We start from the raw sequence: 24,791 nt of genomic DNA, 5'->3' as shown, positions 1-24,791 counted from the left end.
TGAATTTTACCCGACATTTACCCGACATTCGTCCCACAAAGCCCCTAAACCGGGTTTTTATCTTTATCTATTTTCGTTCTGGGCGGAGGTATTCAATTTGCCAAAGGCCCAAATACCTTTAACGCAGCAGATACATTTTTCCATAACCTTTTTTGAAGGCCTTGTCTCCTGCGGTCGCACGATGCTCTATAAATTGACCGTCTTTACGGACAAGAACTCGATAGATATACACCCCATTGGCTAGCTGATCGCCAAATTCATCCTTGCCATCCCAAGCGTATTCGGAGATATTATTTCCTATCTTCAGCGGCCCCAGTTCATCCTGGAGGATCTCCTTCACCACTTTGCCTGTAACGGTCATAATCTGGATCTTCACTTCATCGGGAGGAGCAATCCCCGTCACGGTAAACACAAATCGAACGCTGGTGCTAAATGGATTGGGATAGGGATAAAAATGCGAAATGCTGCTTTCGTTTATCACTTCAAACTGCACCTCGTAGGGCTTATCTCCCGCTTGATTTCCGGAGCCATCTTCCGCATTTACCCGAAGGGTATAAACCCCATCCTCCAGGGGACCAGGCTGATACTCCAGCTTGAAATCTGTGGTCGCAGTCGCCGAAGACCACTTCAGCGAAGGCCCAGAAAAGCTTACCCGCTCAAAGGTGCAGGACTCGCAATCCCGCTTCAAAAACACCTCCACCCCAGTAGTATCCTGCTTGAGCAAGGATTGGTTCTCGTCCTTTACCAAGGCCAGGATCATCACACTAGGCGATACGATATCACCATCCATAATATACACTCCATCAAAACTCACATCCAACACTGGGTTTTGATCATCTTCCTTGACGATAATATAATCGGCTAAGTCAAGGACATTATTCTTAAAAGTCTGCTCCATATACTCCCGTGGATTGACCGTGATATTGAGAGAATTGCTACCTGGATTTCCAAGGGAGGAAAATGGGATTTCGAAGGTATAGGATTCCCCTGCTTTCACAGCAGGAATCATCTGCTGAAAGTCCTCCACGGTATTGGTTATCTTATTCAAAAAGGAATATTGCAGCTTCAGGCTATCGCTAAAGTCAACATTTGAGATATTGATAAACTCAAATTTCACCAAGGTATCCTCACCTTCCTCCAGTCGGATTTCATTTTCCTTATTTTTAAGAATCAAAACCCCTTCAGGAACGCCCGTATAATTGACCTGCCACTGGGACAATTGGCGAGGAATGCGGTTTTCGGATTGATCTAGTGAGAATTGTAAGCGCAGGAAGGGGTAGCGCTCTGCATTGATATCTGTAAGACTCAACTCCTCCATAAGCACCTCCCGGAAGAGCAACTCCTCCTGTCCATCAGCCCTCACCCCTATCACATCAAAGGCAAATTCCTCCTCCTCTGTGGGCTGAGGAGCTTTGGTTTGGTTATAAAACCGATCCCAAAATGCGGAGGGTCCTATCCGACCGCTAGCAATATATCCTTGGTCAAAATAGCCTTCCAAAGTAGTGTTGAAGGTGATGACCTGCTGGCTGGCAGGCAGCTCCGAGCTGGGGTCAGCCACGATTTCTGTAGCATCCCCCGCTTTCATACCTTTGCGACCAAAGAGAATATAAGGATCACCAGTGGCGAGATTCCTAAGCCTAGCCTCATTGGCTCCGAGCTCTTTCATCTTCTGGTAGGCTGCATCGGGCCAATCGTCAAAAGTCACCGCTCCCACAGAAAAAAGCACCACATAATCTCCGTCCTTGACCCCGTCTATATAGTCATAGAAGATGGACTCCTCTGGATCTGTAATCCAGCTATTTCTAATATTCTGAATAATCTGGGGAGTCTTTCCGCAGCTTTTACCATCCAAAACATCAAAATTGGTCAGGGGAACAACTAAATAAGAAGCGAGACTACGCTGGTCAAAAGCCATCAAGGCAAATGAACCATCGGTACACCTGCGCTGAAAAAGATCCTGATTATAAGATATACCATCCAACTGGATCTGCACCTGGCCATAACTCAGCCCTTCTGTCTGGTCTCCAAAGGTAAAGATATCCACGTCCAGCTTCGTGCCTTCATATTGCCACTGCAGGGGTGTTCCTTTAGGCTGCAAATTGACCAGCTGATTTTCTTCGAGCTGCGCAAATTGCCGCTGGATCCAACCTTCAGGGCCATTGGGGATAAAAGAAAAGCTGTCTGTGGGCCAATCCTGGCTTTCACCTTCTTTGGCTTGGAGGAATTTTGTCCTCCAATAAAAAGTCACGGTATCTGTTCCACTAAGACGGTCGGCGATATTTTGGCTAAAGCGAGCTAAGTTTAAGGTGGTCACCCTCGCCTCTTTTCGCCAGGAAGAGCTAAAATCAGGGGAGGTATCCAACTGAAAAATAATGGTACGCTCTTCGGTGGATTTGCCAGGAATCTGCGCCACCATCTCCACCACTTCTCTGCTATGAATCGCATAAGGAAGAGGGCTTAGATTCTGTGTTCCTGAAGACTCGATGAATAAAGAGGCCATAATGCTATTATTCGCAAAGGAAATTTCTGGCACAGTGCGTTTTGAATTTATAGCAATGGTAAACACATTATCTCCAGCGGACACCACTCCTATATTGGGCACAGAATAGTGAATGGTATCTCTATAATATATGGGGGCTATTTTCTTTGGTTCAAAATTAATCAAGGTCCCATCTGGCAGCTGACGGCTGACCGTGATCTCCACGGTATCCATATCCACTCGGCCTAGATTCCGTACGACGAAGGTCAGGTCGAGCGTATCGGTAAGGTTATTTACTTTATTACCATTCAGGTCTTGCAAGGCCACTTCATCCTTATTCAGGGAATAATCCGCATGAGGAGCAGGGAAAATCCCAACGGCAGGATCTCCAAGCATTATCATCTGATTGGCATGAGATTGATTGATAGAAGAGTTTCCGTATCGCTCATAAAACAACACCTCGGAAGCCAGCTTCACCTTCCCGATGGACTGATAGATGAGTGAGGAATCCTGAAAGGCCTTTTCGTAAAATGTCTCGGAATAACGGCGCAGGAAAACGTCCACGCCAATGCTGGCATTTGCCATGAAGTTGGTAGCGCCACGGTCAGGGGTTATGATCCAGTCTTCTCCGAAAGTATAGGCTTTGCCAAAGGCATTTCCTGCATCGCAGCCATTCATCAGCAGGGCGGGATACTTTCCTTTATTGGCATAGCCCAATTCATCCTGACTCACAAAGCCCACATCAATATCGGTGGTGGAGGTGGCGGCATGACCAAAGAAAGTCACTAGGCTGGTCCCTTCATTTACTTTTCCCGAGATATTAATCAATTCTGTGGCGGTATTATTCCGCTTACGAAAGGTGGTCACATCGCCGCCTAGAAAAGGACCTTCGGCTATCCTCTCGAAGCCTTGCAAATACACATAATATCTCTCCAGCTCGAAGGCAGAAAGTCCTCCACTGAGGTGTATCAGGTCTTTTTGCCAATTGGCAGAGGCGCCAAGAGCTTCTTTTTCTTTCACCTTATTCAGGTAATCATTGATCTGCTCCGGGGCAGTGGCAGGGATTCGCCCCACGGCCATCGCTGCATCATTGGGAATGGATGGGTCAAAGCCCACCACAAAACGGTTGTCATTATAAGGATACCCAAAGGTGGGGACATAATCTTTTTGGGTAAATAAATCCGGGCGGTCGCGATAATAATAAGTCTCACTTCCTGACCTTTCGGTATTGTACATCCCAAAAGCCCTACCCATCAAGAGGAGATATTCAGGATGGTAGCGTTCGTAATATTGCTTCAGAAATTTCTTTATCGCCAGGGGGGATTTTTCGCCATAGTTGAATTGATTGTATAGATCCTCGGCGGTGAAGATCAAGGTCTGAAAACCTCCTCCTGCCGGAGACTGGCGATAGCTAGCATAAGCTGCCACGGGGTCCACATTTACGGAAGTAGGCTTGCGCATATCCGGATGCGTCATGATGAGATAGTTCGCAGCGCTGCCCAGAAGGTTCTGAAAGGTAATTCGCTCCAGAGTGGTGGTCTCAATTCGGCTGCTAGCTCGCATCATCAGGAGACGGGTGCTGCTCAGCGGATTCCCCGCCGACACTTGGATACCTGAGCTTGTGCTGGCGGGTGCAAGGAGAATAGGCTGGGAGATATCCGAAATATCATACACACGATAAGCTTCGGACAGCGCGGACCAATCCAGGGTATATTGTCCAGCTGGAATCATTACGATCTCCTTGGAGAAATCACTGCTGATCATTTGGCGGTTATAAGTTAGCTTGGCGTAGCTGACGGAAACATTATCATTATTGCCCACCATACTTTTTGGGCTAATACGAATAAGAAACTTTCCATCCGCGCCGAAATCCTCCGCCCGCAAAGGGTACTCCCTTGAGAGATAAGCAAATCCTTCAAAGGCCAAGGTTTCCACGAGTCTCAGGCTGCTTTCATTGGCTCCAACGAAGATATCGACCAAATGAGGTGCCTCCGATCTTCCGACTATCGCCACCGAAACCGCCGCCTTCAGATCTGGTAAAAAAGGAGCTAAGTCCGAAAAAACAATCTCTCTGGCCTTGCCTCGAGTGATTACGGCGCTTGTCCATCCTTCCCCCACATCGTAAGACCCCAGATGCATCCCTAAGGTATAGCTCCGCCCCAGGGAATATTGCTCCCCGAGCACCTGCAATACTTCCTGTCGGATATAGGTAAGAGGAGCTAAGCTGGGGTCAAGGGCTCGCTGCGCCACCCTCTTACCATATTGGCCTGGGGTAACGGTGATGAAAAAAGCAGTGGCATCCGTGTGAAGGTTGTACTCGGGATTGGCCATCTGGTCAGCTTGCTCATATAGCTCCCGGTCCGCATCCCCATCATTCCTCTCTCCGATTACTTCTATATAATCCTGCTGGTCAAATCTTCCATCCTCCTGTCCAGACACGAAAACGGCCACCTCTACCCCACGATGATAAACACGAATGGTACGAGGATCTAGGCTGCTCATGGTCAATCCAGAGGCTGAGAGCGTGGTATAGCTGATGCGGTAAATACCATCTGTATTCGTGAGAAGCTTATAATAAGTCTTGGAATAATCTATCCATTCATTCTGAGCAAATGCTGCGAAGGAAGTAAGGAATAATACAGTATATAGTAGAACAATTTTCTTCATAAGCAGCCTATCTATTGCCCCATTTATACAATCTAAAACCCTCTCCTAACGGCTCCAAAGAAACCTTCAAACTAAATACATGTGAATAGGGCGTTTCTGACACCGCACCAATATCGGTGAGGGCATAGTCAATATAGGCCCGTTCGTTTAAGAGCATCCCCAATCCAAAACTTGGCTTTAGGGCTAGGCTTTTGTCTCCATTAAAGTCCTTGATATATTGAAAATTGCTGAGTCCTCCTCTAAGGAAAGCGACGTTTTTGTAGCCAAATTCCATTCCTAGCCTAGGGTCCACGCTCATCACGGAGGTGGAGATCAGGGTATTCCGCTGACCGTCAAACGTAAACCCAAGGTCTAACACTCCCTGAGCAGTCAGCAGCTCCCCAAACTCCACCGTTTTTGCAAAACTTACAATCGCCTGTGGAAGGGTGAGTTCTATCGAGTTTTGGGGCAGTTCATTGCCGGTCTCGGCATAAATATCCTTGACTTCTTCTGCATTATGCGCCCATGCATTGAAGGTGGTGGTGATATCTCTGAGCATTAGCCCCAGCTGCCAGCCTTCTGCCACATACATCCCCCCTACATCAAAGCCAAAACCCCAGGCTTTGGCAAACTTACCGACGTTTCTATGGATGATTTTAGTGTTGATTCCGGCTTTGAAGACATTGCTAAAATCTCTGGCATAAGAAAGGATGAGCGCATAGTCGGCGGCATTGAAAAACTGGATATTATCGTAATTCAGGGCGCCATTGGCATCATACAAGAAGCGGGTGTCGGGAATATCATCCACGCCAAAACGGATCATGGAGATGGCAATTTGATTATCCTCTTCGATATTGGTAGAAAACGCCGCGTAATCATACTTGGCAATTCCCGCAAAATACTCAGAATGCATCAGTGAAAATTCATACTGGTTTTCAATTCCAAGTAGCCCCGCAGGGTTCCAGTAAGCGGCAGTGACATCCTTGACGGCTCCCACTTGCGCTCCTCCCATGCCTAGGGCCCGCGCGCCCACGCCGATATTCAGAAATTCATTGGAATATTTGGGCACAATGCTCTGGGCTTTCGCCCATGAACTGGCCAAAAGCATCCCCAAGATAAAAATGAAACTTTTCGAAATAAAAATCCTGACAATTTTCACTAGTGCAAAGTAAAAAATATTTGATGATAAAAGAATATGTACATCTTAAATTAAGCCATGAACTCTCTTTTAACATTGTTCGTAATCGAACAAAACCTGTTCATTTCAGAGACAGAGGCTTATTCGACTCATCCCTTCACCTGAATGGCAAAAAAAATAATTACGTTTTTTAAACTTATGACTATCATCCGAAAATATCGCTCAGAGCACTGTTTAGAAAAGAAAAGGAGGGATAGAATAGTATAAACACATCCTGTGATCACCCAGAAATTGGTTATACAAGGTAGCAGCTTTAACTTTGGTATCATTTTGTGAAGAGTACCTATCATAATCATCCATTAGCTTTAAAAACAAAGCCATGCATATGACTTGTATAATTCACTTAAATTAGGCTTAAATGAAAGCATCCAACACACAGGTGCAAATGAGAAAAGGAATTCTCGAGTTTTGCATCTTACATATAATATCGCGGGGAGAAGTATATGCTTCGGACATGTTAGAGGAGCTCACGGAGGCTAAGCTGATCGTGGTGGAAGGAACCTTATACCCTTTACTCAATCGCCTCAAGACGGCCTCACTGGTTTCTTATAAATGGGTAGAATCGGAATCCGGGCCACCAAGGAAATATTACTCCATCACTTCAGAAGGAACGAATTTCCTCAACACGCTGGACAGCACCTGGAAAGATCTGGTACAGTCCACCACATTGATCACCTCGAAACAACAAAGGCCATGAAAAAAACGATTAGCATAAATATAAGTGGGATTTTATTCCATATTGAAGAAGACGGATACGCGAGTCTCAAGAAGTATCTGGAAGCGATCAACCGGCACTTTTCACATTATGATGACAATCAAGAGATCATCAGTGATATCGAAAACCGGATCGCAGAGATATTTCTCAGCAATCTTAAGAACAATAAGCAGGTCATCACCGCAGAAAATGTGGAGCGTCTGATCGAGAAAATGGGGACCATTGCTGATTTTCAGGCGGTGGAAGACGAGCCATCATCCGAGGCTAAAGCCAAGATGGAGGAAGAGCCTATTGAGCATGAATATTATAAATACATCACTCCTCCTGAGCAGGAAGGAGCCACGGGGTATAAAAAACTCACCCGACTGGAAAGCCGCAAAATCCTCGGTGGAGTCTGCGCAGGCTTAGCACATTATCTGGCCATAGATCCCTTATGGACCCGCCTGATCGCGATATTATTGCTGTTTAGCGGGCGACTTTCCTTCCGGAATTTCGACATCCTTCCCTGGGACTGGGATTGGTCAGTATCCCTGGGATGGTGGGCCGTATTGGCCTATATCGTGCTATGGATTATCCTTCCGGTATCCTTTGAGGAACCTGAAGACAAAAAAATTAAGAAGCTCTATCGTAACCCCGATGACCGGGTGATTGGAGGCATCTGTAGCGGGCTTGCCGCTTACTTTAGCATAGAAGTATTATGGGCTCGTCTGGCCTTCATCGGACTTGTTTTTGCAGGTGGAGCGGGCTTAGTGATCTATTTGATCCTATGGATTATCACGCCTCTTGCCAAATCCATTACGGAGCGAATAAAAATGAAAGGTGGCGAAATCACCCTTTCAAATATAGAAAACACGATTATAGAAAACCGGCAATTACCGGCAATCCCTATGCAGCAGCCGCGAAGGAAAGCCTGGCTGGCGCCCTTTCGATTTCTTGGCAATGTGCTAAATGGGATAGGCATGGCCTTAGGGCCCTTTGGCAGGTTCATATTAGATATCATCCGTGTAGGGTTTGGCTTGATAATATTTTCCATAGGTACCCTACTGACCATCGCTCCGGTGATGTTGCTGGGCGTCTATTTTGGCTTAATCAATAATAATAATATTGGATTTATCCTCAATAATCTTCCTGAAGGAATGATGACAGAGCTGATCCCAATGTGGCTAGCAGTAGCCATCAGTGTCGCCATCTTCATCCCTGGTCTTGTGCTAATATTACTCGGGATAAGCGTGATGATCAGAAGAAGCTTAATTGAGTCGCGATTTGGCTTGGTAACCTTGGGAATATGGCTATTGAGCATTATGATCTGTGCCTTCCAAATCCCCAATACCATTGCCAATTTCACCAGCCGAGGCGAGTACACCGCCACTCAGACCTTGAACCCTAAGGGCTCTATCTTGATTCTCAGGGCCAGTGAACGGGAGACCGGATTGGAGGAACTTGACTTAGTATCCCTCACCTTAAGAGGCACTGAAGACAGTCTTATTACGCTGAGTCAGCACTTCGAATCCAAAGGCTCTAGCCGCAAGGAGGCAAATAACAATGCGAGTTCGGTAGGTTATGAGTTTGAATTGCAAGATAGCGTGGCCATATTCCCTCGTACTCTTTCCTTTGGGTCGATGGCAAAATTCCGAGGCCAAAGTGTGGAGCAAACGATGATGATTCCATATAATAAACCTTTCATTTTGGAGAAATCAATGATATCTATCTTGAAAAGCACCATTTATAAAAACGGCTATAAACTCAAGGATATCAATAGCGAAAATACCTGGGTGTTTAATAAAAACGGCTTGCTATGTATCAGCTGCACGTCAGAACATAAAAGCAGTGAAGAAGACAGTCTTAGCAGAGCAAAATTCAGAGAACTTCTCCCCTCTGTAGGAAGCCAAGAGTAAACTTTATTTCTCATCAAATTATAAAGGCAGCCTTGCAAAAGAGCTGCCTTTCTTTTTGGCTCGATATATGTTTTGCAAAGAATATTAAGCGTACATTTTCATAGCTTAAGCTTGTAGAGGCCGAAAAACCAGTGCCATGTTTTATCACATAAAGCATAAAATTTACTGCTAAAATAGTCTGTTTTTTTAAGGCAAATATCAGTAGCTTAGCAATACCTATATAATATAACCGCAACACCATATGAAGAATTTTAATCTGAAATCGCTCTCCCTTCTCAGTGCTTTTGCCTGCTTTTTTCTACTGATTTCATCCTGCAATGTCCAGCGTGTGGACACACAGGGAATCGTCGGACAGGTGTATTGGCTGGAAGGAAATCAAATGCCCACCGTGGGTGAGCCATCGGGCACGGATAATAGGCCAAAGCGAGAGAAAGTAAAACGTACCATACGCATCTATGAGCGGACGCATATCAGTCAGGCCAAAATGGGAGATCAGCTTTTCACTGAAATTGAAACTCCAATGCTCGCTGAGATCGAAACTGAAGAAGATGGAAGCTTCGCTATAGGTCTGCCTCCGGGAGTTTACTCACTCTTTACCGTGGAAGAAAATGGGCTATTCGCTAATATCTATGACTTGGACAGTTATATACAGCCCGTGGAAGTCCTCGCTGACGAATGGAATGACATCCAACTCCTCATTAATTATAAAGCGGCCTATTAAGCCCTATAAATTATTCTATTTATTATTTAAATTATCATTAATACTTTCCTATAAAACCAAGAACCCGTCCTTCTCTTAGGTCGGGTTCTTGGTTTTAAGCATTTATTTATTCCTTTTCGGCCTCCTTGCTTAATTGGTGAATTATTTTCTGAAGGCCACTTCACTATGATGAATACATGATTATATAGGATTTACGAATAGAAATAGCATTTACATTAAATAATAAAACTGTTTTCAAAAGGTATAAAAAGCATTTTTTCACTTGTATTAAGGAAATAAATCACTAAATTCCACACATAAATAGCAGTACCACAACTCTTTGTATCAAGATAATTTTTGTTATTAATGGTAATAACCTTGCCAGAAGAGGGCTATTCAAACAGGTAATAACCTATTGTTTTGGCTTACCTATGTTAAATTAACAATTACCAGCTATTATGATATTGAATCTCCATTTTTAAGATAAGGGCGCAGTTCATTCTTGAGGCAATTCAATATTCTACCCGTATAACAAATTAAGGCTAAATTGAACCTTAAAATGCACGGACACAAATCAATATCAAAAGAATATCACTTCTGGAAAACCGGTATAAATCAGACCCCAGGCAGTGATTTAAATCAGTTTCAAATCTAATTTTGGTCAATCTGTGGGCCCAAATAATATATTATTCTCGACTTAAAATAGGACCTTATCTATTATTATAGTTAAAGTCATAAGTCTAACAGAAAATTAGTAAACAATAATAAGCGTAAGACTACTCTACTCATACTAACTCAATTAACCGATGAAACTGCTTAGCAAGAAAGCCGCAGGGTATATCCTATTGGCATCTATTACCTTTAATCTAATTTTTATAGCTATAGACATTTACCCTTCCATCTCCAGAGAAGCATGGGAATATTACGAATCAAAGCAAAAGGGTAAAATCTCTGATCCTGTGATTTTGCAAGAATCCATCCTTCAAAAATCCATGGAGATGGCGAGAGGTAGGACCACATTGATGCCGATGCACGATCAGAGTTTCTTCTTGAAAGAAATAAAAACCAAGTTAAAATCCCTCAAGAGCACGAAATCTACTCCTTATTTTTATCCAAAGGCCTTCTTATTCACAGGACTCACCGATTATGCCATTTCTCATCAGGACTCTAGCTTGATGAAAGAAATTAAAAAAGAGTTTAACTTCTATATAAAAGAGGACGGAAGGCCCTCCTTCGAGGTCAATATTGTAGATCAAATTCCCTTTGGCATGGCTGCTATCAACTTTTATCGCTTTTATGGTGAGGAAAAATATAAAAAGATGGCAGACTATATGTTTCTCAAAATCCTAGAATGGAGGAGTGAAGAAACAGGTTTAATCTATTATCGAACGGATCATATCAACAAATTTTATTATGTGGATACCTTGGGAATGATCTGTCCCTTCCTTAGCAGATACTATTATTATTTCGATGTTTCTACTGCCAAAGTTATTGCTAGAAATCAGTTAGATTATTTCATTAATCACGGAATTGACCAAGACAGTCAACTGCCTTTTCATGCGATCAATATAAAGCAAGGACTCAAGGTAGGCCCTACAAATTGGGGAAGGGGCATAGGTTGGTATTATTTAGCTATGTCAGAATACACAAAATATACTCGTGACTTATTTTTAAATGAAACTATTTTTGAACTAAATATCACATTGGAAGGACTAAAAAACGATACAAATACCTGGACTCAATTCCCTGGAAGCTCAGAGCACTTTGATGCATCAGCCACGGTCATGTTTCTATACTGCATATTGTCCTTACAGCCCAATCATGATCTTCAGGATCAGGTAATCTCGATTTTGGCACCAGAAATGCTAAATGGAAACCTCTTGTCCACTTCCGGAGACACCCATAGTATCAATAAATATTCCACCACTTTTGGAAATAGTGAGCTCTCTCATGGCATATTCCTCATGACCTTAGGCTTGGAAAAAAATCTAAAGACCTATTATTAACCTGCGCATCAATTCTAAATTTTAACCTTATAATATCCGGCCCCAACCATTTACTCTATTCCCTCTCTTCCCAACTAAGGACCAGGTGAGGGAATATTTTTTTTACGCAAAACTACCATAAAACACAATAAATCAACTGATTACCTAATCATCTAAAAAAATGTTAATTTTTTGCATTCCTTGAAGCAACCCTTTTTGGGTAATTTGCATCTACCTTATTGAAACCCTCGCTAAGTAGAGCAATGAAAAGGGGATCATATACTATCGAAGATGTTTATCAGGAAAACTTATACCTCAGAAGCCAAACTTATAGAAGGATGCATGCAGGGCAATCGGAAAGCCCAGCAGCACTTATATGAGCAGTATTCGGGGAAGTTTCTGGTGATCTGCCGGCGATATATTAAGGATCATGACCTTTCCGAAGATGTGATGATCGAAAGCTTCATGAAGATCTTCGAAAAGCTATCGCAATATGAGTCTAAGGGGAGTTTTGAAGGTTGGATGAAGCGGATAGTGGTAACCCAGGCGCTCCTGACCCTCCGAAAAAACCAAAAGTTGGCGATGGAAGTCAATTTAGAAGGACAGGCAGAATCAAGCTTACCGCAGTATGAAGCGAGCCATCTGGAAGTGGAGGAACTAATGGGTATGATCCACAGCCTTCCCATAGGATATAAAACCGTGTTTAACCTTTATGCGATCGAAGGATACAGTCATGCTGAAATCGGTGAATTATTAGGGATCTCCCCTGCCACGAGCAAGTCTCAGCTGAGCAGAGCCCGAGCACTATTGAAAGACAGAATTTCTCTATTGAACCAAAAAGAAAGGAGCATCAATGGATAATCAAAAAAATAATATTGACGAGCTTTTCAGGAAAAAACTTGAAAATCACAGCGAACGACCAAGCAAATTAGCCTGGGAGAAGCTAGAGTCACAGCTAGGCCCGCAGGCAAAAAAAGGTAGTCCTTTATGGCTTCGCATAGCCGCAAGCTTACTTATCATTGGCTTGGCAGGATATATAGGATGGAGCATTGCTCCAGACCAGACGGTCGAGACGCCCCATCCTATAGCGGATAATAGCCCTGCTCTTCCAAGCGATGAGCAGGAAGGATCCGTCCAAAACCTACCTTCCACAGTGGAGCAAGTGGAGGAACCAAGCCCCAAACAGGAAGTCCCTGCCACTCAGAAAGTACCTGAGTCCTTTCCCCTGAAGGATGACAAGGCTAAAAAGCAGCATGATGGTGACAAAGTAAACAAGCAAGTGCAGCCCAAGCCCTCTAAAGTCCAAAAAGAGATCCCCATAGAGATCCCTAGCGCGAGTACGGGGAACCTGGCTTTGGAAATCGAAGAGTACCCTGCCAAGGCTAGCTTTAATCCTGAAGAGCTTATCGCAGCAGCCGATATCGCTCCGCCGATAGAATCTGAACCAGTAAGCTATAAAGTAAGCATCAAATCAAGTGGCATTAGCGAAAAGCCTAAAAAGGAAAAGCTAGTGACAGAGATAGGAGACAAGATCAATACCATCGGAGGCCTGATCAGCAAAGTAGATGATGGATATGCTCAGCTCCAGGATGCCAAAAACAACCTATTTGCAGAGTTAGTGAGCAAGAAAGAAACCAATTAAGAACACATTAATTTCAACTATAATGAAAAGATACCTTTTAGCCGTTTTATTTGCCTCAGTCACCCAAGCGGTCATGGGCATGAACTGGACCAGCGGTGGGGATACTGCCAAGGACAGCATAATCGTAGAATATGGACATTCCGGAAAAATCGTCATCCTAGTGGACAATAAGGAGGATTTTGAGAAATTAAAAGTACTCAATGTAAACCAAATCATCAACGAGCTGGACCTGGAGCTGGATGAAGAAAGCGGAGAACTCACTGTGGTGGAAGTAAGCAGCAAAGATGGAAGCATCAATGAAATCGTAAAGGTGGAAGAAGCTGGCACAGAAACCTCCGTCTCAGTGGGAGGCATCAAGGTGATCGTCGATGAATCCGGCCCCTCCACCAAAGTACGGGTGGAGAAGCAGAAAAAAGCCGAACCCAGCTTCCGCACCTTCTTCAATATGGACCTTGGAATCAACAACTACTTGGAAGGCGGCGGTTTTCCCACCTCCAATGAGCCCTATGCGGTGAAGGGCTGGGGAAGCTGGAATGTGGGGCTAAACTGGATGGCCAGTCAGCGCTTATCCAAAGGCTTCTATTGGGACTTTGGGCTCGGCGTGCAGTGGTATAACTTCAAGTTTGAAAACACCGATTATCAAGCAGTCCGTGGAGACGATAACATCGATTTCATTCAACGGACAGACGTGAATGGATTCAAAAGCAAAATATCCGCCTCCTACCTAACGGCGATGACCCTACTGAAGCTAGATTTTGGAAGGATGAATGATAATGGTGAACGAGGACTGAAATTGGCCGCAGGCCCATATGTAGGCTACCGTCTGGGAGGTCGCTCCAAATACGTGTACCGAGAAGTGGGAGGCTCTGGAAGACAAAAAGATAAGCTAAATACTGGCATATACCTCAATAATATCCGATACGGTCTTCGAGGGGAAATCGGCGTGGGAAGAGTTACTTTCTTTAGCACCTATGACCTCAATGAGCTTTTCCAGGAAGGCAAAGGCCCAAGCACAGAAAGCCTGCACCCTATCACCTTTGGACTAGTTTTTTAAATTTCACTCAACCCTTTGCCCCTCATACCTATGAAAAATCACTATAAATTCATCAGCGCAGCCTTCCTGTTTTTCGCAGGAATAAGCATCTCGGTGCAAGCGCAGCAGATTATAAATAAGACCTTTGACCATATCAATGAACTCAATATCGAAGGCGGAAGCATTGAGGTATCCTATGAGGGCATAGACAACCAAAAGGAAATTAAGCTCACCGCGTCTCTAGGAGCCAATGAGCAGGCCGATAAAGACCTCATCTTTGTCACTATCGGAAATACTTTGAAGATTTCCTACCAGTCAAATTCCAATAACTGGAATAATAATAACAGCAATAAAACGAAACGCTATATCAGGATCACTGGTCCAAGTGAAATTGTCCTGAAAGCCAGCAATTCCTCCGGAATCTTAAAGGTGAAAAACATTCATTCGGCGCAGACAATTTTGAAGGCCAGCTCTGGAATAATAGAGGTGGAAAATATCAATGGCAACCTCCATCTCAGCGCCTCCTCGGGTCAAATCAAAGCAAAGGACATTCAAGGTGATGTAAAGGCCAATATCAGCAGTGGCCAATTGGAGATCGATAAGGTAAATGGAAATTTAGAATTAAAATCCACCAGCGGCATGGCAAAAGCAAAAAATATATCCAGCCAGCTCCAAGCGAGCCTGACCTCAGGAAGCGTATCTGTCGAGAACATCGGTAGCCTAGGCAATATCGAATTGTCCTCCGGCCATTTCAAAGCTAAAAATGCCGGACTAGGCGCCAACAGCAGCTTCCGGGGATCATCAGGGGCTATAGTCATCCACACCAGCTCAGACCTTAATGCCTATAACTATGAACTATCGGTCGGAAGTGGCATGGTACGAGTGGGAAACCAATCTAATAGTGAGGGGATCCTTATAAACAATCAAGCCGCCTCCACCATCAGTGGAAAGATAGGATCTGGCATGATCTCCATCACTCAATAAGGCACACTTATTTATTTCCATAAAAAAAGGAGACTCCAAAATGATTGGAGTCTCCTTTTTATTTATGATTTTTTAAGCAATAACCTGCATCATAGATGGACAGGCCTATTAGTCTCTTCGCTTAAAATCCTCAATGATTTCTCTATCCTCACCCTTCAATCTAAGCAGGCGAATGATTCTGTCTGGGGTAGGCTTACCCAGGGAAACTAATCCCAAAGTAATCGCATAGGCAACGGTAAATCCCGGATTTTCATAAAACAGCAATCCAATTGCACATAATATCCCGGCCATAAACAGCAGGTAGAACCTGCGAATAGTAAGTCTGGCATATTGCCTCCATTTGTCCTCCAGCGTCACATTTGCCTCTCGCAATCCCATCATGGCCTTATTGAAAGTCAGGAGGCTGTACAAGAGCAAGGCGCAAATGGCGATTAAGATAAATGGCCACCAAGCACTAGGCAAGGTAGGAATATCCAAGTCAAGATTACCACTGGAAGTATAGAGATAGACGAATGAAAATGCGGGAAGTGGAATGGCGATTAGTATCAATACATTACGTTCCAGCACAAAATACTCTTTTTTCATTCCCATCAACCTATCTCAATTTTAATATCCCCACTCTCAGGATGGGCGACACAACAGAGGATATATCCCTCTTCCTTCTCGCTGGCACTAAGTCCTGCATCCTGATCCATCTTCACTTTACCACTAGACAGCTTCCCTCGGCAGGCCGTGCAGAGGCCACTTTGGCAGCTATAAGGCATATCATACCCTGCGTCTAATCCCGCCTCGAGGATGGTCTTGCCGGGTCCTACTTCATAGGTATGGCTTTCTCCCTCCAGCGCGATGGTCACTTCTCTAGTGATCGCAGGGCTGCCATCTGATGATGGAGACTTAGCTTCTGCTTCCTCGGTAGAGGAGGTATAAAAACTCTCTCTGTGGATGCTTTCTTCATCCTTGCCCAATTTCACCAAAGCCTCTATACTTGCCTCCATAAGCCCTTCCGGTCCGCAAAGGAAGAATATCTCTTTGCCAGCCTCAGGGTAATAGTGCTCTTGAAGGATCCTTTCTATCTTGGCTTCGTCGAGACGTCCCTTATAGCCTGCCCATTCATTGGCTGGCTGGGTAAGGGTATGCACCACCTCAAACCTCCCGGGATTCTTAGCGACCATCTCCTGGATCACCGTATCGAAGATAATCTGATCCTCGGAGCGGTTACAGTACACTAAGGTCACCTTAGAGTTAGGCTCATTCACCAAGACAGATTTTGCAATCCCCATAATGGGAGTGATGCCACTGCCTCCGGCTATTAATATAAAGTGATTTTTATTTTTGGAATGAAAGTCGGTGGTGAAATGCCCCATAGGTTTCATGACCTCGATGGTTTTCCCTGGACGGATGCCATCATTCAGGTGGTTTGACACCAAGCCACCCTCGACCCGCTTCACGGTGATTCCCGGATGCGGATCCACATATGGAGAGGTGCTTAAGCTGTAAGAGCGGCGCTCTTCCTTGCCATTGACCTCTAGGATTAAGGTCAAAAACTGGCCCGGCTTATAATCTAGATATGGATCAGGTTGCTCGAAATAAACCGTAACGGCATCTTCAGTTTCCTTTACAACTTCCCGCACTTTCAGCGACAGGTATTGGCTGCCCCTTTTTTTCTCCACTTTATTTTTCTTGAATATATTAAATAACATACTTGATGATTAGTTCGATGATCTACTGATTCCCCTTCTTTCTTTACCAGCAGTTCCCCACACCAAGCGGGGCTAATGGATTAATAAAGTACAGACAATCAATTATAATAACATTCCCTTTTATTGAAGGTTCAAAATTAAGATTGATTTTTTTAAAATCACCAAAACTCTAAGGTAAAATCCTCCTCCTGCCTAAAAGGTGTTGCAGATCAATTGAATTTGTCAAGGTATTTTCTTCGTTTTATCTGGAATTATTATCAGGTATGAGTAAAAAATCACCGCTTGAAATAAAAATATTTGTCCTAAAGACCTAAATAAGTTAAACCTCCCTAAAGGTTTCAAATTCAATATATTATTAGCAATAATCACTAATAAATAGTGACATATACTAAAATTACCCAAATTACAGCATAAAAAACCGTTCAATCACGGCATTAAAAAGTTCAATTCATAGCGTTTTAACATATTTTTACATTTGATTGTAGCACATCGTGAGCCTACTGCGTATAGTTAATCAGATTGCAATCTAAAGATTATAGTAGTTTGATTTAACCAACATGATTATGATTAAACATTTGAAAATGAATACTATGCCTAAACGCTGGCTAAAAGGCATCACTCTAATGATGCTCGCTATATCCCCGCTTTTCATCACTGGTTGTCTTGACGATGACGATGATATCAACTATGATGGACCTGTGGCTTATGTAGCTTTCTATCATGGCTCACCTGAGACGGGTGCCGTAACGATGTACGCTGATGGAGTATCAAAACCACCTTACAGTGTTTACCCATTGGAATATACGGACTTCTTTAATTATGGAAACTTCTACACTGGAGACCGTACTATTTCCTTCAAGAGCAGAAATGCCGACAACTCTCTACTAGATACTGCAGTTGTTCTTGAAGAAAACAAAGCTTACTCTTTCTTTTTGATTGACGGAGAAGGTGATAAGGATCTGGGCACTGTGATAGCAGAAGACGACTGGGAAACTCCAGCCGATGATCAGGCACTCATCCGATTGGTGCATCTATCTCCAGACGCTCCAGCGGTAAACATGACCATCAATGATCAGGAGATGGCCCTATTCTCAGACGAGAGCTACCAAGGTGTGAGTACCTTTGAGCCTATCGCCGGAGATCTTACCAGCATTACGATTACCGACGCCATGACTGGCGAGGTGCTATTGACAGCCGACGACTTACAGTTGAGACCACAGCGGGTATATACCGCGATAGTAAGAGGATATGCTAATCCAGCAACGGGAACACACACTGACGAAGACCTTAGTCTGCAAATAATAAGAAACTACCCTAACTACTAAATCTGTTCCCATAAGGATTTAAAATTAAGCTTGTCTTCGGACAGGCTTTTTTTGTTTACGGGAATACCCTCTTGAAAAATAGTAGAGCATAAATCACTCACTTTGCTCCTCTCAAGAACGGCTATTTCATCAAGTGCATTCGCTCAGCCAATGAAAAGAACGCGGGCCAATAGTAGGATGATTTCTCCCGCGTCCCATTATAGCAGACAATCCCTTCAAGATAAACTCATGAGGCAATGACTTTTTCGTCTTAAAGCCTTATTTTTGTGTTTACACAGAAATCCAAACTCATATCCCATGAATTTAAATACTTTGACCGCCATTTCCTCAGTAGATGGACGCTATGGTAATAAAACTCAGCCGCTAAGGGCTTATTTTTCAGAATATGCCCTCATCAAATACCGTGTTCAGGTAGAAGTAGAGTACTTCATTGCTTTATGCGAAATGCCTTTACCTCAATTAAGTGGTATTACTGCAGAGATATTCCCAAAACTTCGGGCCATAGTGGAGGACTTTTCAGAAGAGGATGCCCAGGTTATAAAAGAAATCGAAAAGACGACCAACCATGATGTGAAAGCGGTTGAATATTTCCTAAAGGAAAAATTTGATCAATTGGGATTGGATGAATCAAAAGAATTTATCCACTTTGGCCTGACTTCCCAGGACATCAACAATACCTCCACCCCACTGATGCTGAAAGAAGGCATGGAAAAGGTGATTCTTCCCGTGCTTATGGAAGTCATGGCAAAGCTCAGTGGCCAGGTATCAGAATGGAAAGATGTGGCCATGCTGGCAAAAACCCATGGCCAGCCAGCCTCCCCGACTCGTCTTGGCAAGGAAATCCAAGTGTTTGTAACCCGTATTGAAAATCAACTACAGCTCTTGCAGCAGGTGCCATACTCCGCCAAATTCGGTGGTGCCACAGGCAATATGAATGCCCATCATGTCGCCTATCCTGAAGTGGATTGGAATAGCTTTGCTAATAAATTTGTCCAAGACTACCTTGGCTTAGAAAGAAGCTTCCCCACCACTCAGATCGAGCATTACGATAACCTTGCAGCTCTTTTTGACGGCCTGAAACGCATCAATACCATCTTGCTGGACCTATCCAAGGACGTATGGCAATATGTGAGCATGAATTATTTCAAGCAAAAAATCAAAGAAGGAGAAATTGGCTCTTCTGCCATGCCACACAAAGTGAATCCTATTGATTTTGAAAATGCGGAAGGTAATTTAGGAATTGCCAATGCCCTATTGGAGCATCTGGCAGCCAAGTTACCCATAAGCAGATTGCAGAGAGACCTTACAGATAGCACCGTATTACGGGTGATTGGCGTACCTCTCGCTCATATGTTGATCTCATTTGAATCACTCAAAAAGGGAATCGATAAACTCGAGCTGAATCTCGCCGCTATTGATGCGGATCTGGAAGACAACTGGGCGGTGGTCGCAGAAGCGATCCAAACCGTACTCCGCAGAGAGGGCTATCCTAAGCCTTATGAAGCGCTGAAAGACCTTACGCGAACCAATACAAGGATCACTGAGAAGTCCATTAAGGATTTCATTGACCGACTTAATGTATCGGATAAGATCAAGGAAGAATTAAGGAAAATATCTCCTTTTAGCTATACAGGAATTTGATTTCACAGGAGGCTGTTTTTGGACAGCCTCTTTTTTTTTTAGTTTCCTAAGGAAAGGGCGAGTCTGCTATGGTGATTGATTGTCTTTATTTTATTTGGGGCAAAAATATTTCTCCCATCATACAGCGCACTCCCCCACCACCGATCATTTCTATCGTGGGGATATTTGGCATAATCAAGTCTGTATATTTGGAGAGTATATGTTTCTGGCCAGCTTTCAGGCTATTATAAGCTGTTTTGGACAAAACGGTATAATGCTTCCCCTGGCTATTCTGAACCTCCAGCATATTCCCGGCAAAGGCAAATTTCTGTGGGATGGTGATCGGAAGCACTACTTTTCCTGATTGCTCCAGCTGCTCCTTTACCCGTAATTTCTCCGCCAAGCGCTCTATGCTATCCAGACAAACTACCGCAAGTTTCTCTCCAATATGCATCATCACATTGGTATGATAGATGGGCTTCTTTTTGGCTTTCAGCTGCTGTACCGCAGTAAACTCCACCAATTTATACCCCATCAATTGCTGAAAATAATGCAAAGGTTCGGGATGTGTCCTATCCGACTTACAGGCATAGGCAATCTTATGCTGGCGATCGAGGACCATACTCCCTGTGCTCTCCAGGTACTGACGGTCATCCTCAAAAAAAGTAAGATCAACGATCTCCTCCACGCGAAATCCAGCTTCAAAGAACAGATCCACAAGGTCATTTCTACGCTCCTTACGTCGCAAATTGGATAACATTGGATAGTAAATCAATCGGCCATCAGCATGGGTACTAAACCAGTTGTTTGGAAAAATCGCATCTGGTTTATTAGGTAATTCTGTATCCTCCACCACCATCACGTTGATGTCCTTGGCTCGCAGCAGGCTTACCATTTGATCAAATTCCGCTAAAGCTCTGACCTGTACCTCAGATACGGAGATTTCTTCGGGAGGCATTTGGTAGCCATTGTCCAGTGCTGTCTCGGGATTAGCCCCGAAAGCGGCAGGCCGCACCATCAAGATAGCAGAGGACACCTGAGCCCTCATACCTTGGGGATAGTCAATATGGAAAGAAGGCAAGTGGCAAGCTCGTACATAGGAGGTTTGGATGACTTATTTGCGATAATAACGCATAAGTGCGGGTTTAATTCTAAATCGCTCTTCACTTAGAGAAAAATAACTTTTCCCATCAAAAGCGAAGGTCAGGGCTTCCCCTTGCGGTTCAGGAAGATAAGGTAATTGCACGGGAGGGGCACTCATGGCTTCCTTCAAGGATTGACCTGGAAGTCGTGCCCAGTGATATACCACCCAATAGTTCTTTAGGATGATTTCTGTACCATCCGGAGAGATATCACCCGCCACAGACATGGTCACTGGCAGGGTCAGCACCTTCTCCAAGGTCACTTTCTCCTGATCATTATGGGTTGTGGGCACCCTAAAGAGCACATTACTGGAATCACGCTTACTGATGATATACACCTCTCCATCCCAGGGATCCACCATCAGGGTTTCTGCATCCCGAGGACCATCAGGATACACCATCTCGGTGACGTGAGGGATCAGTTCCACATCGCCCTCTTCACTATGAGGCTCCTCGAAACTATAGAGCTTAATCGAAGGATACCTTCCTTGATTATCACCAATCTCTCCCACATAGATGATAGACTTATCTCCAGTGGCATTGGGTCCCACAGCGATATCTTCCCAGTCTCTATTATATATTCCACTAAGGGTGATGGCACCTTTACTCTGGCCGAGGCTGTCGATTTTATACACCACCGGTGCCCCGTCGCTATCATTGTGAGTATAGATAAGATTGTCAAAAACTTTGCTGGATGCTAGCCCGCTAGCTTCATCAAGGATCTTGCGATCGACGAGCCCTTTCTCATAACCTTTGGTGTACAGCGAATCCACCACCTGAGGATCGATCCTCACCTGGTATTTATCATATATTTTCTCCGATACCAGATAAGGCATCAGAGACAATAAAAAGGTTAATTTTAATACGAGATGCATCAAAAACTTCATCATGCAAAATTAGCATAAAAAGGACTATGGCTACTTAATAATCCTATTGTGAACATGTTAAATTTTGTAAACAACTATAATTTAGAACGTAAGGTTCAGCATTGAGTTACTTTCTACTCTCACATCTTGCCTAATCGAGGACGAACACCCCAGAAAAGTACATCAATAATTTATGGATAGGCAATAAAAAAGTGGCCCTCCGAGGAAGGCCACTTTATATATCAATAGCTTGATTAAAACTAATCTGCTTTCTCTTTCTTCTGAACGGTAATCGTGAGTTCTTCGGCATTATCTTCATAATCAGCCTTGATCACATCCCCTTCCGAAAGGTCGCCGCGAAGGATTTCCTCTGCAATAGAATCCTCCAGGTATTTCTGGATAGCTCTATTCAGCGGCCTTGCACCATATTGCTTATCATATCCCTTGTCTGAAAGGAAGTCTTTTGCCTTATCGGTAAGTTCGATATTATAACCCAAATCAGTGATTCTACTGAACAATTTGCCCAAGCTGATATCAATGATTTTGTGAATATCGTCTTTATCCAGTGAGTTAAAGACTACAACGTCATCCAATCTATTTAGGAATTCAGGACTGAAGGCCTTCTGAAGGGCACTTTGGATCGTGGACTTCATCACCTCATCCATATTATCCTCCTTAGCTTTGGAAGAGAATCCTATGCCTGCACCAAAATCCTTCAAGTCTCTAACGCCGATATTGGAAGTCATGATGATAACGGTATTTCGAAAATCAACTCTTCGTCCTAAACCATCAGTCAAAATTCCATCATCCAATACCTGAAGCAGTAGATTGAAGACATCAGGGTGAGCTTTCTCAATCTCATCCAAAAGGACCACTGAATACGGTTTTCTTCTAACTTTTTCTGTTAGCTGACCACCTTCTTCGTATCCTACATAGCCTGGAGGTGCTCCCACCAATCTGGATACACTGAATTTCTCCATGTATTCCGACATATCGATTCTGATTAGAGAATCCTCTTTGTCGAACAAATAAGTAGCCAGTGTTTTTGCTAGTTCGGTTTTACCTACCCCTGTTGGGCCTAGGAATATAAATGAACCAATTGGCTTCTTAGGATCTTTCAAGCCCACTCGGGTACGCTGAATAGCCTTGGTAAGCTTCTTAATCGCATCCTCCTGGCCGATCACCTTACCTTGGAGCTCATTGCCCATATTCAGTAATTTATTACCTTCTTTTTGGGCAATACGCTTGGCGGGTACACCAGTCATCATGGAGATCACCTCAGCCACATTATCTTCCTCTACAGTATAACGCTTGGTTTTACTATCTTCTTCCCACTTGGCTTTAGCATTTTCAAGTTGCTCCAAAAGTTTCTTCTCACGATCCCTTAGCTGGGCCGCTTCTTCATACTTCTGGCTTTTGACTACTCGATTTTTCTCCACTTTGATATTCTCCACTTCCTCTTCCAACTTCAGGATTTCCTCGGGCACGTGGATATTGTTTATATGCACTCTTGCTCCGGCTTCATCCAGAATATCGATGGCCTTATCTGGTAGGAAACGATCAGAAATATATCGGTCCGAGAGTTTCACACATGCTTCTATCGCCTCAGGCGTATAGTTCACATTATGGTGATCTTCGTATTTGTCCTTGATATTATTTAGGATCTGGATAGTCTCCTCAGGAGTGGTGGCGTCCACCATTACCATCTGGAATCTACGAGCCAAGGCACCATCTTTTTCTATATACTGACGGTATTCGTCCAAGGTAGTCGCTCCGATACATTGTATTTCGCCCCGAGCCAAGGCTGGTTTGAACATATTAGAGGCATCGAGAGATCCACTGGCTCCACCAGCACCCACGATCGTATGAAGCTCATCTATGAAGAGGATAACGTTCGGAGATTTCTCTAGTTCGTTCATCACTGCCTTCATTCTTTCCTCAAACTGACCACGGTACTTAGTACCTGCCACAAGAGAGGCCAGGTCAAGGGTCACCACGCGCTTATTGAAAAGCACTCGAGACACTTTCTTTTGGACGATTCTCAGGGCAAGGCCTTCGGCAATGGCGGTTTTACCTACGCCAGGTTCACCGATTAGGATTGGATTATTTTTCTTTCTTCTGGAAAGAATTTGCGCAACGCGCTCTATTTCTTTTTCTCTACCAATGATTGGGTCTAGCTTATCATCCTCGGCCATTCGGGTGAGGTCCCTGCCGAAGTTATCCAGCACGGGAGTTCGCGACTTTTCGGTGGAGCCTTTACTGCTACCACTGGAAGAGCCTCCTGAAGAGCCAAAGAGTTTGCTGCTTTCTTCATCAGCGTCATCGGCCTCAGCTCCAGAGCGAGGCGTCTGATCAGTTTGGAATTCAAGCATTTCCTTGACAGTATCGTAAGTAGTATCAAATTTATGTAAGATCTGAGTAGCTATATTATCCTCATCCCGAAGGATGGAAAGAAGTAGATGCTCAGTTCCTATCAATTGACTTTTGAATATTTTAGCTTCGAGGTAAGTGATCTTTAGCACTTTCTCGGACTGGCGGGTCAAAGGGATATTGGCCAGGTTTTTCACATTGTGATTGGCAGTTCCTTTGACAGCGCGCTCCACGGAATTGCGAAGCTCATCCAGTGGCACCCCTAATTTCTTAAGAATGGAAACAGCGACACCTTCCCCTTCACGGATCATGCCCAGCAAGAGGTGTTCTGTACCGATATAGTCATGGCCCAGACGAAGGGCCTCCTCACGGCTAAGCGAAATCACCTCTTTCACCCTATTTGAAAATTTTGCTTCCATTTAGTTCCTTTCTGAATTGTTTATAATTCTATATATAATTTTACCGAATTTGTTTTAAAAACACAATCCTTT

General features: G+C 43.9%; 17 protein-coding genes. 10 read left to right on the top strand and 7 right to left on the bottom strand.

Annotation, left to right across the window (positions count from 1 at the left end; genetic code table 11):
- Window positions 1–118: 118 nt before the first annotated feature.
- Both porU2 and B050_RS0118925 read right to left on the bottom strand, forming a co-directional pair.
- Window positions 119–5,146 carry a putative type IX secretion system sortase PorU2 gene (gene porU2, locus B050_RS0118930; RefSeq protein WP_018475537.1) on the bottom strand — a complete coding sequence of 1,676 codons (5,028 nt, stop codon included), beginning with the start codon at window positions 5,144–5,146 and terminating at the stop codon, window positions 119–121.
- A 7-nt stretch (window positions 5,147–5,153) separates the two neighbouring features.
- Window positions 5,154–6,233: a putative type IX sorting system protein PorV2 gene (locus B050_RS0118925; RefSeq protein ID WP_018475536.1), complete on the bottom strand. Its 1,080-nt coding sequence runs from the start codon at window positions 6,231–6,233 to the stop codon at window positions 5,154–5,156.
- 448 nt (window positions 6,234–6,681) lie between these two features.
- On the opposite strand from B050_RS0118925, the gene B050_RS0118920 reads away from it, so the two are divergent.
- From B050_RS0118920 to B050_RS0118880, 8 genes are all read left to right on the top strand, one after another.
- The gene (locus B050_RS0118920; RefSeq protein WP_026236020.1) at window positions 6,682–7,020 is read left to right on the top strand and encodes a PadR family transcriptional regulator; all 339 of its coding nucleotides are present in this window, start codon (window positions 6,682–6,684) and stop codon (window positions 7,018–7,020) included.
- Window positions 7,017–8,933 (top strand): PspC domain-containing protein, encoded by a 1,917-nt coding sequence (locus tag B050_RS0118915; protein ID WP_018475534.1) that lies wholly within the window; start codon window positions 7,017–7,019, stop codon window positions 8,931–8,933. The genes B050_RS0118920 and B050_RS0118915 overlap by 4 nt, the downstream gene beginning before the upstream one ends.
- Window positions 8,934–9,174: 241 nt before the next feature.
- On the top strand, window positions 9,175–9,654 hold the full coding sequence (locus B050_RS0118905; protein ID WP_018475532.1) for a hypothetical protein: 480 nt from the start codon (window positions 9,175–9,177) through the stop codon (window positions 9,652–9,654).
- A 785-nt stretch (window positions 9,655–10,439) separates the two neighbouring features.
- Window positions 10,440–11,639: a glycoside hydrolase family 88 protein gene (locus B050_RS0118900; RefSeq protein WP_018475531.1), complete on the top strand. Its 1,200-nt coding sequence runs from the start codon at window positions 10,440–10,442 to the stop codon at window positions 11,637–11,639.
- A gap of 270 nt (window positions 11,640–11,909) precedes the next feature.
- Entirely contained in the window at window positions 11,910–12,479 is a 570-nt protein-coding gene (locus tag B050_RS0118895; protein ID WP_018475530.1) for an RNA polymerase sigma factor, read from the top strand.
- Complete coding sequence (locus tag B050_RS0118890) at window positions 12,472–13,260, top strand: hypothetical protein (protein ID WP_018475529.1); 789 nt, start codon at window positions 12,472–12,474, stop codon at window positions 13,258–13,260. Before B050_RS0118895 ends, B050_RS0118890 begins: the two co-directional genes overlap by 8 nt.
- Window positions 13,261–13,282: 22 nt before the next feature.
- On the top strand, window positions 13,283–14,314 hold the full coding sequence (locus B050_RS0118885; RefSeq protein ID WP_026236019.1) for a porin family protein: 1,032 nt from the start codon (window positions 13,283–13,285) through the stop codon (window positions 14,312–14,314).
- A gap of 30 nt (window positions 14,315–14,344) precedes the next feature.
- A complete protein-coding gene (locus B050_RS0118880; protein WP_018475527.1) occupies window positions 14,345–15,277 on the top strand; it encodes a DUF4097 family beta strand repeat-containing protein in 933 nt (310 codons plus the stop codon).
- Between the two features lie 108 nt (window positions 15,278–15,385).
- On the opposite strand, the gene B050_RS0118875 is transcribed toward B050_RS0118880, so the two are convergent.
- Both B050_RS0118875 and B050_RS0118870 read right to left on the bottom strand, forming a co-directional pair.
- Entirely contained in the window at window positions 15,386–15,862 is a 477-nt protein-coding gene (locus tag B050_RS0118875; RefSeq protein WP_157492906.1) for a hypothetical protein, read from the bottom strand.
- 5 nt (window positions 15,863–15,867) lie between these two features.
- On the bottom strand, window positions 15,868–16,977 hold the full coding sequence (locus B050_RS0118870) for a ferredoxin--NADP reductase (RefSeq protein WP_018475525.1): 1,110 nt from the start codon (window positions 16,975–16,977) through the stop codon (window positions 15,868–15,870).
- Window positions 16,978–17,540: 563 nt separating this feature from the next.
- Between B050_RS0118870 and B050_RS0118865 the strand changes: the two genes are divergently transcribed.
- Complete coding sequence (locus B050_RS0118865; protein ID WP_157492905.1) at window positions 17,541–18,302, top strand: DUF4397 domain-containing protein; 762 nt, start codon at window positions 17,541–17,543, stop codon at window positions 18,300–18,302.
- 297 nt (window positions 18,303–18,599) lie between these two features.
- A complete protein-coding gene (gene purB, locus B050_RS0118860; protein WP_018475523.1) occupies window positions 18,600–19,943 on the top strand; it encodes an adenylosuccinate lyase in 1,344 nt (447 codons plus the stop codon).
- Between the two features lie 85 nt (window positions 19,944–20,028).
- Here the strand turns inward: purB and ctlX are convergent, their stop codons facing one another.
- From ctlX to B050_RS0118845, 3 genes are all read right to left on the bottom strand, one after another.
- Window positions 20,029–20,970: a citrulline utilization hydrolase CtlX gene (gene ctlX / locus B050_RS0118855; protein WP_018475522.1), complete on the bottom strand. Its 942-nt coding sequence runs from the start codon at window positions 20,968–20,970 to the stop codon at window positions 20,029–20,031.
- Between the two features lie 66 nt (window positions 20,971–21,036).
- Window positions 21,037–21,954 (bottom strand): hypothetical protein, encoded by a 918-nt coding sequence (locus B050_RS0118850; RefSeq protein WP_229802471.1) that lies wholly within the window; start codon window positions 21,952–21,954, stop codon window positions 21,037–21,039.
- A 236-nt stretch (window positions 21,955–22,190) separates the two neighbouring features.
- Window positions 22,191–24,719, bottom strand: a complete 2,529-nt coding sequence (locus tag B050_RS0118845) for an ATP-dependent Clp protease ATP-binding subunit (RefSeq protein WP_018475520.1) — start codon at window positions 24,717–24,719, stop codon at window positions 22,191–22,193.
- Between the last annotated feature and the right edge of the window lie 72 nt (window positions 24,720–24,791).

The organism is Echinicola pacifica DSM 19836 (assembly GCF_000373245.1).
GTDB lineage: Bacteria > Bacteroidota > Bacteroidia > Cytophagales > Cyclobacteriaceae > Echinicola > Echinicola pacifica.
The sequence above is the reverse complement of the archived record's forward strand: the minus strand, read 5'-3'. Positions and strand labels throughout refer to the sequence as shown.

Coding starts and splice junctions, on each gene's coding strand:
- ctlX (WP_018475522.1), bottom strand. CDS start 20,970: ATGAGGGCTCAGGTGTCCTCTGCTATCTTGATGGTGCGGCCTGCCGCT.
- B050_RS0118905 (WP_018475532.1), top strand. CDS start 9,175: ATGAAGAATTTTAATCTGAAATCGCTCTCCCTTCTCAGTGCTTTTGCC.
- B050_RS0118870 (WP_018475525.1), bottom strand. CDS start 16,977: ATGTTATTTAATATATTCAAGAAAAATAAAGTGGAGAAAAAAAGGGGC.
- B050_RS0118875 (WP_157492906.1), bottom strand. CDS start 15,862: ATGAAAAAAGAGTATTTTGTGCTGGAACGTAATGTATTGATACTAATC.
- B050_RS0118885 (WP_026236019.1), top strand. CDS start 13,283: ATGAAAAGATACCTTTTAGCCGTTTTATTTGCCTCAGTCACCCAAGCG.
- B050_RS0118865 (WP_157492905.1), top strand. CDS start 17,541: ATGATTAAACATTTGAAAATGAATACTATGCCTAAACGCTGGCTAAAA.
- B050_RS0118890 (WP_018475529.1), top strand. CDS start 12,472: ATGGATAATCAAAAAAATAATATTGACGAGCTTTTCAGGAAAAAACTT.
- B050_RS0118900 (WP_018475531.1), top strand. CDS start 10,440: ATGAAACTGCTTAGCAAGAAAGCCGCAGGGTATATCCTATTGGCATCT.
- B050_RS0118915 (WP_018475534.1), top strand. CDS start 7,017: ATGAAAAAAACGATTAGCATAAATATAAGTGGGATTTTATTCCATATT.
- porU2 (WP_018475537.1), bottom strand. CDS start 5,146: ATGAAGAAAATTGTTCTACTATATACTGTATTATTCCTTACTTCCTTC.
- B050_RS0118850 (WP_229802471.1), bottom strand. CDS start 21,954: ATGATGAAGTTTTTGATGCATCTCGTATTAAAATTAACCTTTTTATTG.
- B050_RS0118925 (WP_018475536.1), bottom strand. CDS start 6,233: ATGCTTTTGGCCAGTTCATGGGCGAAAGCCCAGAGCATTGTGCCCAAA.
- B050_RS0118895 (WP_018475530.1), top strand. CDS start 11,910: ATGTTTATCAGGAAAACTTATACCTCAGAAGCCAAACTTATAGAAGGA.
- B050_RS0118920 (WP_026236020.1), top strand. CDS start 6,682: ATGAAAGCATCCAACACACAGGTGCAAATGAGAAAAGGAATTCTCGAG.
- B050_RS0118880 (WP_018475527.1), top strand. CDS start 14,345: ATGAAAAATCACTATAAATTCATCAGCGCAGCCTTCCTGTTTTTCGCA.
- purB (WP_018475523.1), top strand. CDS start 18,600: ATGAATTTAAATACTTTGACCGCCATTTCCTCAGTAGATGGACGCTAT.
- B050_RS0118845 (WP_018475520.1), bottom strand. CDS start 24,719: ATGGAAGCAAAATTTTCAAATAGGGTGAAAGAGGTGATTTCGCTTAGC.